The 11,069-nt window shown below is 59.7% G+C and carries 8 protein-coding genes; 2 read left to right on the forward strand and 6 right to left on the reverse strand.

Annotation, left to right across the window (positions count from 1 at the left end; all coding sequences use genetic code 11):
- Positions 1–5: 5 nt before the first annotated feature.
- The 6 genes from AC07N4_RS15000 to bamJ all read right to left on the reverse strand — a co-directional run bounded on the left by AC07N4_RS15000 (position 6) and on the right by bamJ (position 7,642).
- On the reverse strand, positions 6–4,709 hold the full coding sequence (locus tag AC07N4_RS15000; protein ID WP_493066336.1) for an RHS repeat-associated core domain-containing protein: 4,704 nt from the start codon (positions 4,707–4,709) through the stop codon (positions 6–8).
- 225 nt (positions 4,710–4,934) lie between these two features.
- Positions 4,935–5,342, reverse strand: coding sequence for an SEL1-like repeat protein (locus AC07N4_RS15005; RefSeq protein WP_096823015.1), 408 nt, complete (start codon positions 5,340–5,342; stop codon positions 4,935–4,937).
- Positions 5,343–5,714: a hypothetical protein gene (locus tag AC07N4_RS15010; RefSeq protein WP_003223109.1), complete on the reverse strand. Its 372-nt coding sequence runs from the start codon at positions 5,712–5,714 to the stop codon at positions 5,343–5,345.
- Positions 5,711–6,052: a helix-turn-helix domain-containing protein gene (locus AC07N4_RS15015; RefSeq protein ID WP_007950435.1), complete on the reverse strand. Its 342-nt coding sequence runs from the start codon at positions 6,050–6,052 to the stop codon at positions 5,711–5,713. The genes AC07N4_RS15010 and AC07N4_RS15015 overlap by 4 nt, the downstream gene beginning before the upstream one ends.
- A gap of 114 nt (positions 6,053–6,166) precedes the next feature.
- Positions 6,167–6,622, reverse strand: coding sequence for a YkvA family protein (locus tag AC07N4_RS15020; RefSeq protein ID WP_096823014.1), 456 nt, complete (start codon positions 6,620–6,622; stop codon positions 6,167–6,169).
- Positions 6,623–6,922: 300 nt separating this feature from the next.
- Positions 6,923–7,642, reverse strand: coding sequence for a BamJ family beta-barrel-assembly machinery protein (gene bamJ / locus AC07N4_RS15025; protein WP_096823013.1), 720 nt, complete (start codon positions 7,640–7,642; stop codon positions 6,923–6,925).
- 270 nt (positions 7,643–7,912) lie between these two features.
- On the opposite strand from bamJ, the gene AC07N4_RS15030 reads away from it, so the two are divergent.
- Positions 7,913–9,721, forward strand: coding sequence for a di-heme-cytochrome C peroxidase (locus tag AC07N4_RS15030; protein WP_493066337.1), 1,809 nt, complete (start codon positions 7,913–7,915; stop codon positions 9,719–9,721).
- A 26-nt stretch (positions 9,722–9,747) separates the two neighbouring features.
- Positions 9,748–10,884 carry a catalase family protein gene (locus tag AC07N4_RS15035; protein ID WP_493066340.1) on the forward strand — a complete coding sequence of 379 codons (1,137 nt, stop codon included), beginning with the start codon at positions 9,748–9,750 and terminating at the stop codon, positions 10,882–10,884.
- Positions 10,885–11,069 lie beyond the last annotated feature (185 nt).

An 11,069-nucleotide genomic window follows, 5' to 3' on the forward strand; every position in this document is an offset into this window, starting at 1 on the left:
TGATATCAATCCACATAAGCCGTTATAGCCTCACCATGACTATCGAGTATAACGACAGTTCTTGTTGGCTCTATATATTCCACTTGTTTCCCCCTATACCCCTCTCCAACCTTTCTTCCCATCTCCACTGGGAGCGATGAGAGCGATAGACTCCCAGTCCGTCGGAAAATTAATTTAGCACGATTAATTGCATTCAACTGATCTCTATGACTTATAAATCTAGTTGCAGCTCGTGGAATGCTTGGCTCCATAAGCTTAGTTTTTTTATTTAGTTTCATCTCAACTTTTCCCGTAGTAGGATTTTTAGCATATTGCAGACGCTCTTGCTGCGAAGCTAGAGTGGTTTGGGCGCCATGTTTTTGTAAAAAATGAGATTTTTTGTTAGCGCTTTCCATATCTTTCAACTCTTTTAATGCAATATTTTCTGTTAACTCATCAATTCTCGCCCTCCGCTCTTGCGCCGTCATCTTCGGCAGCGCTGGCTCACCCTCATCAACAACTGAACCACTCACCCTATCCGGCACCGAACAACCCGGCTTATTAGGCGGCGGACAGTTGGAGCTCAACCCCAACGGATCCACCCACCCCGTCGGATTCGGCACGTACCGGTATTGATTCAACCCACCCGCCAGTTTCACCGGATCCGGCGTCAGATACCGTCCCACCTCCGGGTCGTAATACCGATGCCGGTTGTAATGCAGCCCACTTTCCGCATCGAAGTACTGCCCCTGAAAGCGCAGTGGCTGGTCGAGGTAATCCTCGGTCGCCAGCTCCAGCGAAGTGACCTTGCCGTAGGCGCTGTACTTGGCCGACCAGACGATGTCGCCGCTGTAGTCAGTCAACTCCTGCGGGGTGCCGAGGTGGTCGAGTTGGTAGTAGAACGGGCAGGCGCGTTTCGGGCCTTTGCCGTCGAGCAGGGCCAGCGGACGGAAGGTGCCGGGTTCGTAGATGAAGCTGCGGTGCTGAGTCGGGCTGCTTTCGGCGATCAGGTGGTCGCCTTGCCAGAAGAACTCGGTGCTCTGGCCGTCGACGGTTTTGCGGATACGTCGGCCGAAGGCGTCGTATTGGTAGGTCGCGGTTTTGCCGTCCGGGCGGGTCAGGCCGATCAGGCGGTGCTGGCTGTCGTAGCGGTATTCGGTGACCAGTTGCTGCGCGCGGCCACGGCGTTCGCGGATCAGGTTGCCGAAGGCGTCGTAGTCGTAGTGGCGGTCGCCCTGCATCAGCAGGCGGTTGCCTTTGATCTGTGTGGGTCCCGGACGGTCCTGCATCAGCAGGTTGCCGGCCGGGTCGTGAGCGAAGTTTTCCGGCACATCGTCGCGGGTGTGGCGCACGCGGATCAGCCGATCGAGGGCGTCGTACTGGTAGCTGCGCTGGCCGTGTCGGGTGTCGGCGATGTGTTCGAGGTTGCCGTTGGCGCTGTAGGCAAAGTCGCGGCGATACAGCGCACCGCGTTGATGGCCGACAGCGTGGGCGCGTAAGCGGCCCTGTTCGTCGTAGGCGTATTCGCTGAGCAGCAGCCCCTGCTGGCGTTGCTGTTCACGACCGGACTGATAGACGTGCCGGGTGAGCAAGGCGCCATTGAGGTCGATCGCGGTCAGCGCGCCGCCCTTGGCGTAGTGGTAATCGAGCTTGCTGTTGTCCGGCAGGCGCATGCGGCTGAGCTGGCCGCAGGCGTCGTAGGTGTAACGCAGGGTGCCCCAGCCCTGGTGCTCGCGGACCAGTCGGTCCTGCAGGTCGTACTCGAAGGCCAGCGGATGGCCCTGGCCGTCATCGACCCCGGTCAGCCGACCTAGGCGGTCATACCGATAGCTGACTTCAACCCCGTCTGGCAGGGTCTTGAGCAGCAGGCGCCCGGCAGCATCACGTTGGTAGCCGGTGACCAGCGTGGTGCCGTCGTCGCCGTACTCGGTCTTTTCCAGCAGATGGCCGTTGCGGTCGTAGGCATAGGCGGTGCGCCGGCCATCGAAGCCGGTTTCCTGTCTGATCAGTCCGGTCGGCGTGTAGTCCAGCCGGTACTTTTCGCCCGACTCGTTCTCGATTTCCGTCAGCAACAGCTGCGTATGGTCGTAGCGGTACTGCAGTCGCGTGCCGTCGGGGTTGATTCGTCGGCTGACCAGGTGCAGGTCGTCGTCATACTCGTAGCGGGTGATCCGCCCCAGCTCGTCGCGTTCGGCGGTGATCTGGCCGTAGGCGCTGTAGGACCAGGCCCGCGTCGCCCCGGTTGGCAGCGTCGTCTGGATCAGTCGGCCAACGGCGTCCCAGGCGTGACGGGTAACCGCGCCGTGTTCATCCTGCGCAGTAATCCGCCGCCCCAACGCATCGTAGGAAAACTTCCGCACCCCACCGTCGGGCAAACTTTCCTCGACCAGTTGCCCAAGGTCGTTCCACACAAACACATGGCGACCACTGTCCGGATAACGGATCGACAGCAACCGTCCTTGCGGGTCGTAGTGGTAATGGGTGACATGGCCGTCGGGGTCGACGGTTTCCGTGACATCGCCCTGGGCATTACGCCGGTAGGTCCACTGCGCATCGCCACGTGAACGGCTGTGCAGGAAACCGTGGCGGTATTCGTAGGACGTCGGCGCATCGTCCGGCGGAATCAGCGCGATCAGCCGTCCGACCTCGTCGTAGCGGTATTCGGTCACCGCCCCCAGCGCATCCTGCTCGGCGATCAACCGACCCTGCGCGTCGTAGGCCTTGAGCTGCTCGCCACCGTCGACGTACTGCACGGTAACGCTGCCGGCGTCATCCCAGACGTAACGCGTATCCATCTGCGAGAACGACGCCCAGTGCCGCACGCAACGCGCCGCCTTGCCAGCACGCTCCCACTCCCAGAAGAAGCTCGCGCCACCGCTCAGTTGCCGTTGCAGGATGACGTGCTGGTCGTCGTAGTCGTAACGCTCGCTTTCACCGACGGCGTTGGTCGCTTCGATCAGTCGATGACGCGCATCAAAGCGGTAGCTGACCAGTGTCTGCTCGGTGCGCCAGGCCGCATCGCGCCAGACTTGATAATCGACCGCGACCAGATGCGCCCGCTCATAGCGCAGCAACAGCGAACGACCGACGCCGTTATCCAGCCGCTCAACCCGATCCTGACGATCACGCGCAATCCGCAGCCGGTTGCCGTACGCATCGCTAATGAGCGTCAGACGCCCAGCCCGAAAGTGATAAAACCGCGCCGCTTCACCCGCCAGCGCAACAATCAACTCCTCCGGCTCATCCCCGAGAAAAATCGCCGCCCGCGACAAACTGTTGTGAATCGCTGGCCGCTCGACACTCGGCAACGGAAATCGCGTGCGCCGGTTCTCGTGGTCAACCCAGACCACACCGTCGCCCTCGACCTCCAGCCGATGCGCCAGCGAATGACTCCAGCCAAACCCCAGCCCGACATCGATCTCCGCCGCACTGGTTCGATACAACCGACTGAACTCGAACGGCAGCAACCCGTCGAGCACGCCATCGGTCAGCGTCAGCAATTCCTCGCCGGTGACCATCGACACCGGACAGCCATTGGTGCAGGTCCTGGGCACGCAGTCGGCGCTGTCGCCGTTAGGATTTGTCGCCTGATCAGGCTTGTCGTCGTGGTGCTCGTCTTTCTTCAGGGAGGTGTTCCGTCGGGCGTCCCAGCGCAACTGCATGCGACCCTTTTTCACCCCGGCGGCGATGCCTCGCGCGGCGACGGATTTGTAGTGCTTCACATAGCCGATGAAGGTGCTGACGATGCCGGACATCGCCTTCACCAGACGCGTTACCGCCGACAATAACTGAGCGTCGCGATCCGCCAGACGCAAGGTCAGATACGCAATCCCCGCCCCGGCGCCGACAAAGGTCAGTACAACGCCGATCAACACATCGATCAGCAGTTGCACCACCACCATCGAGACGGCCTCGGCGGTTTTTCCGGCAATTTCAGTGGGCGGCAGCATCTCCAGCCAGAGGCTGGCGGTACGCAGCAACAGGCACAGCGCCGCCTCGTCACTGACCAGTAACTGAAGCTTCTCCATCATTTCAGGCGCTGTCTCTGCCAGCGCGATCAACTGTGCGGCGCCACTGCCCAACCGCTCGGCAAACTTTCCGGGATCCTTGAGAATCTCCGACAACAACCCAATGCTGTCCCACACGCCCTCAATCGCTGCCCAACTCCCGGCCAGCAAGCCGTTGCCCGCCGCCGTCGCCACCAACTGTGACCACTGCGGCTTGAAGCCCTGCCATTCGCTACGCAGCCAACTGTCGAGCTGCCGGGTCAGGCCATCGTAGGAATCGAAAAGCGCGTCGACCTGCTTCTCGCTGGCCTCGCTGTGCACTAACACCCGATAGAACTTGCCCGCCTCTCCGGTGAACAACCCCTTGCCCTGAGCATCGAGCGTGACGGACTTGACCTTGCCGCCATCCACCGCCACCACATCGACAACGATGTCGCCCAACGGAATGTCGTATACCGACTCAAACTTGCTCTCGATCTCCATTCGCCCGGTTTCCGGGCATTGCACGACAGCCGAAGAGAAACGGCCGTCGTCAATGGCGACTGCCGTGCGGTGTTCGCCGAAACGGATGATCCGCTCCATCCCCATCAGCGACGGCAGATCGGCTGCATGACTGACGCTGTCTGCCGAACGACTGAACCAGTGCCTGAGCTGTTCGCGATAGAGATCGAGGGTGTGGGGAAAGCTGTCGAGTGCTTGCTCGATGCGGGTGATGGCTTCCATCAGCGCATTCCCAGGCGCATGACGAAATGAAAAACCGGGTCGAACATGTGCGTTCCCTCGCGCAAAAATCAGGCGAAGGACTTTGCGGGGGATCAAACAGAAAAGAAGTCAGGCGAGTAGGCGATGGATGTAGGAGAAGTCTGTAACTGATCTTTATCGAGCAGCAGACGCAAAAACGGGGCGGGAGGTTTCCCTCACGCCCCGTTCAGGGAACACAAAAATCGCTTACCGAGAATGATCCCGACCGGCCAGCTCTTTCAACTTGAGCTCGGCCAGCGGATGCCCGGCCTTGGCGGCCATGGTCCACCAGCGAGCGGCTTCCGAAGGATCGGGCGCTTTACTGGGCGTACCTGCAAGACTGATGACACCCACCTGATACGCCGCCTTGCCATCTCCGGCCAGCGCAGCCAGCCGCAGCAATCGAACACCCTCCTCACGCGCGCCCAGGCCAACGCCGCGAAACGTCAGGATGTGCCCGTAAAAGCTTTGCGCGCCGACATCGCCCAGGTTGGCCATACGCGCAAACTGCCCTTCGAGCCAGCGCCAGCCTCGGGGCTGACGGACAAACCACGACCAGTGAAACAGCCTACGGGCCAGCCAGTAACTTGCCCGCGCCTTGAGTCGTAAAAACACTCAGGCCTCCGCCGATTCCGGGTATTCGTATTCAAAGACCCGCACCACTTCCGAGGCATGCCACGAAGCTGCGGCAACACCATCGGATGGCCCGGAAAAACGCCCCAGACGCTCGACACACTCAAAAAAACCGGTGCGTGGCAGACGACTGGCGCCCTGGCTGATCACCAGCGAACTGCGCAACGGTTGTTCGGCTTTCGCGTCCAGCGCAGCGAGATGCTCCAGTGCAGCGGTCAATGTCTGCATCGCCGGCGTGGGCAGTTGCAGACGCTCGAGCAAGGCTCGATAGGTCAGAAGATGGCGCTGCCTGCGCGCCTGGTCCAGCTCCCCCAGCAATCCGTCCCAATGTTGACGACTGATGCGTACGCTCACGATTGTTCCCTCCACCCTGGCACCGTCAACTCCCAGGCCAGGCTGCGGCGAATCGCAGCGTCGGGCAGACGCTCACCGCTTTCGATCATGGCCAGGTAAGACGGGCTGATGCCTACCGTGCGGGCGAGCGCCTCGATGGCGATGCCCTTCCCTTCGCGCAAACTGCGTAACTGATCCAGACCTGGAAGAATCGGGTCCGGTGTGGCCGCAAGCGGCGCTGGAGCCGGTTGCGACGGTGCTTCGTTAATGCCTGCTGCTTTCAGTAGAGCCTGATACTGAGCCCATGGCAGAACCGCATATTCGGGTTCGCCATCGCGTGCAATTATCTGAATATCCATGACTACCCCGTAGGACAACAACGCTTAGCGAGTCGGCACTTTTCCCTAGAAGTGTAATCCTAACAGCGGCCAAGGTCGTGGGGGGTATCTATCTGTATAAGAGGCTGTCGCGATTCAGGACTTTTTCGGACCCTGAAGCTGAAGTTGTTCGGGCGTATCGGGCAGGCGCTCGACAACCCTGAGCTTTTCCGGCGCCTGACGCTGACGCCACAGACGGAACGCAGTGAGCTCGTCGTCGAGGGTTTTCATCAGCCAGGCGAGGACGGCGATGTCATCGAGCATGCCGAAAACGGGAATGAAATCCGGGATCGCATCCACCGGACTGAGGAAATACATCAAGCCCGCAACGACCGAAACGATCGCCTTGGGACTGATCGCGCGATATTCGCCGCGCCAGTACGCCAGGCACAGCGCCTGGAGCAATCGCAGGTCATCCTTCAGTTTGCCGAGACGATTGCCTTGGGCGGCACCTTTGCTGGCCACGGCGAACAACAGCGTCGGCAAACGGCCACGGGCCAGGAGTCGTCCGGCCAACGGCAGGAATCGGGCGAAATTCCATGGAGCTTTCATCTATTTCTCCCGTTGAAATGTTATCCACACAAATTGTGGATAACCTTGTGAACAGAGCTGCATTTCGACGCTGAGAGCCCCGGTTCATAAGGGCTACGCTCAGATCGGGCGTTTTTTACTCACATAAAAAACCCCATTATTTCATTGACTTGGCGGCTCAGGGCGTCTAGCGCGGGCGGCCTCAAAGTCTAGGACTGTCGCGATGCGTATCGGTTCGGTCTGTTTACGCTCGCCGTGACCCAGATGCAACAACGCCCCGCATAAGCGAGGCGTTGTTGTTGAAGCCGGTACCGACGCTTGTTACTTGGCGGCGGCAGCGTCTTCTTTGGCTGGATCCTTGATGGCCAGCAGTTCGAGGTCGAAGACCAGAACCGAGTTGGCCGGGATTGCCGGGCTTGGCGATTGTGCGCCGTAAGCCAGATCGCTAGGGATGTACAGCTTGTACTTCTCGCCAACGTGCATCAGTTGCAGGCCTTCGACCCAACCCGGGATCACACCGCTGACCGGCAGATCGATCGGGCTGCCGCGCTCTACGGAGCTGTCGAATACGGTGCCGTTGGTCAGCTTGCCGGTGTAGTGAACGGTCACTACGTCGGTAGGCTTAGGCTGTGGGCCGTCGGCTTTCTTGACCACTTCGTACTGCAGACCGGAAGCAGTGGTGGTCACGCCGGCTTTCTTGCCGTTTTCTTCGAGGAATTTCTTGCCGGCGGCTGCCGACTCTTCGCTCATCTTGGCCATACGCTCTTCGGCACGCTTTTGCAGTGCAGCGAAGGCTTCGACCAGATCTTCATCTTTCAGCTTCTGTTCTTTCTTGCCGACGGCATCTTCGATGCCCTGGGCTACCGCTTTGGAGTCCAGATCATCCATGCCTTCCTGAGCAAGGCTTTTGCCCATGTTCAGGCCGATACCGTAGGAAGCTTTTTGCGCCGGGGTTTTCAGCTCTACGCTGGTCTGCGAATCACAACCCGCGAGTACCAGGCTAACCAGGGCTACCGCCGCCGCCAACCGATGCTGTTTCATGCTATTTCCTTGTTCATGCGCCGAAAGGGCAATCGAGTAAAGCCGCGAGCTTATCAGGCCGCCACGACCAATGGCTACCGGCATGAGAGCAGGAATCTTCCGATAAGTTCAGGGATTAAAAAGCATTTGGGCAAAGGCATGATGAAGCTTCTGTCATCTTGATCTGACATTGACCGATGCCCCTTCCCACAACACTTGGCGTAATGGCCACTTGCCGCACACGGCTCGGCTCAGGCATAACAGCGCAACAACTCGACAAGGATGTTCATCTTGCGCCTCATATTCCGTGTGCTGACGCTGATCGTGGTACTGCTGGGACTGGTCCTGGCGGTGATTCTCTACTATGTCGCCAATCCGAAACTGCCCTTCCCGACGCCCGCCAAACAGGTCCATTACCTCAAACAATGGACTCACGAAGAGCGCCAGACCTACTACTTCACGCCGCAAGGCACTCAGGTCAAAGGCCTGCGTTATGAGTGGTTCCAGGCCCTGGAGCTGCCGTTCTCGCAGCAACGCTTTGCCTCCCCGGAATACCTCGCACGCTTCGGTTTTCTGATCGACCCGCAGCAGAAAGCCACATCGAACAACCCGGGGAATCTGCCAGTGGGTTTCGCCCGCCATCAGAATCCCGGCAGCTCTGAGCAATATCTCGACATCACTTGTGCGGCCTGCCACACCGGCGAGTTGCACCTGAATGGCCAGGCCGTGCGCATCGACGGCGGCTCGGCGCAGCATGTGCTGCCTTCCAGTGTTCCTACATTGCGTGGTGGCAGTTTCGGACAGGCACTGGTCGCCAGTCTGGCCTCCACTTACTACAACCCGTGGAAATTCGAGCGGTTCGCCCGCAACGTACTGGGCAACGACTATGACGCCCGCCATGAACAACTGCGCAAAGACTTCAAAGGCTCACTGAATACCTTCCTCAAAGTGGCGTGGAACGACACCCATCGCGGCCTCTACCCCACCGAGGAAGGCCCTGGCCGAACCGATGCTTTCGGACGAATCGCCAACGCGACCTTCGGCGATGCGATCTCCCCCACCAACTATCGCGTGGCCAACGCTCCCGTGGATTACCCGCAACTGTGGGACATGTGGACGTTCGACTGGGTGCAGTGGAACGGCTCGGCGCAGCAGCCGATGGCACGCAACATCGGCGAGGCGCTGGGGGTAGGCGCTACCCTGAATTTCTTCGATGCCAATGGCCAGCCGCTACAGGGTGATGAACGTTATGCATCAAGCGTGCGTGTGCGCGATCTGCACAAGATCGAAGAAACCCTGCAAAAACTTCAGCCACCCGCCTGGCCAGAGGAGCTGTTGGGCAAGGTCGACAAACCTTTGGCGGCCAAGGGTCGAGCGTTATTTGCCGAAAACTGCGCTGGCTGCCACGTCCCACGGGTGACGCAAGAGGGTGAACGCTGGGTCCAGCACCTGCACATGTTGCCCGTCGACGTCATCGGCACCGATCCGAACGCGGCCAACAACATCGCCAACCACCGTTTCGACCTGACAGCCCTGCAATGGAATCCGGCAGAGCTGGAGCAAATGGACGTGAAGTTACACCCCACTCCCAAAGAACCGCTCGATCTCAGCCAGTTATCCGTGGCCAAGGGCCTGGCTTACGTCACCGCGTTCGTTGAAAACCGCGCCTATCGCGAAGCTGGCGTCACTGCCGCTGAAAAACCTCAGCTCGACGGCTTTGGCCTGCCGATCGGTGTCCGGGAAAAAGTCGCCTACAAGGCCCGGCCGCTGGCAGGTGTGTGGGCTACACCGCCCTTCCTGCACAACGGCTCGGTGCCGAGTCTCTATCAGTTGCTGTCGCCTCAGGATGAACGCGCCACCACTTTCTATAAGGGCACCTTCGAATATGACCCTCGGCATCTGGGTTATCGCACCGAAGCCTTTACCAACGCTTTCCTGTTCGACACACGCATCACCGGCAACCACAACAGTGGCCATGAATTCCGCGCCGGCGAGCGCGGCAACGGGGTTATCGGACGGTTGCTGCAGCCCGAGGAACGCTGGGCGCTGCTGGAATACCTGAAAGTGCTGGGCGGCCCGCTGGAGGCGCAACTGCCATGATCTTCAATTCGTTCAAGAAACCATCGATGCTGGCGCGTTTCTGGTTGTGGCTGGGGCGGTTGCTGGGCAAAACCCTGCTGTTTTTGCTGGCGGTCGGCCTGATCGGCTGGGCTTTGGCAACCGCCTGGTTTGCCTGGCAACACCGAGGCCCAGTGTCGGCGACGGAGCAGATTCCGGACGGCGAAGCAGCCATGACGCAGGACGTGATCCAGACTGCTGTGCGAATTGTCGATCAGCATCGGGAAAACACGCGTTTTCTGCGTGACGCCCATGCCAAGGCCCACGGTTGTGTGAAGGCCGACGTGCAGGTGCTGCCGGATCTGGCTCAGGATCTGCGCCGAGGTGTTTTCAGCGAGCCGGGCAAGATCTGGCAGGCGACGATGCGCCTGTCCAACGGCAACGCCTATCCGCAGTTCGACAGCATCCGTGATGCCCGGGGCATGGCGATCAAATTGCTCGATGTGCCGGGCAAACAGTTGCTCAGTGACCGTCAGGGCCTGCACGAACAGGATTTCGTGATGTTCAGCCATCCAAATTTCTTCGTCAGCGACGTCGCTGAATATCGTCAGAATGTGGCGGCGCAGGCTGACGGCAAAAAGGTCATGGCGTTTTTTCCGGGCTGGGACCCGCGAAACTGGCAGATCAGGCATTTGTTCATTGCGCTGGCGACGCTTTCTCCGCCACCAGAGAGCCCGACACGTACGACCTACTTTTCGGTATCGCCCTACAAATTTGGTGAGGCCAATGCGAAGTTTCGGGTGATGCCGGATCCGGACAACTGCCCGGCGTACACGCCGCCGAAGCAAAACCAGGATCTGCCGAATTTCCTGCGCAGTGCGCTGAATCAGCAACTGTCCACGGATCGGGTGCCCGCGTGTTTTGTGTTGCAGATCCAGCGTCAGGACGCCAATCGGTTCATGCCGATCGAAGACACCAGCATCGAATGGCGCGAACAGGACAGTCCATTCCAGACCGTAGCCAAAATCACCCTGCCCCCACAGGACTTCGACACCCCGGCTCTGAACCTGCAATGCGACAACCTGTCGTTCAATCCATGGTTTGGGATCGAGGCCCACCGCCCGATTGGCGGGATCAACCGTCTGCGTAAAGCGGTGTATGAAGCAGTGAGTGATTACCGGCACAGTCGCAACGCCAGCCAGTAACAAACCGCAGAAACGAAAAAAGCGACCCGCAGGTCGCTTTTTTCATGCCCGGACGAGCAAAAAAGCCAATCGCCAGACAGCAAAAAGCCCGCACTGGGCGGGCTTTCTGTGGTGACCTGGCGTTCAGTGTTCCAGGTTACCGAATATGGCGCAGCGGACGGGACTCGAACCCGCGACCCCCGGCG

The organism is Pseudomonas sp. GW821-FHT09E04, assembly GCF_059416185.1.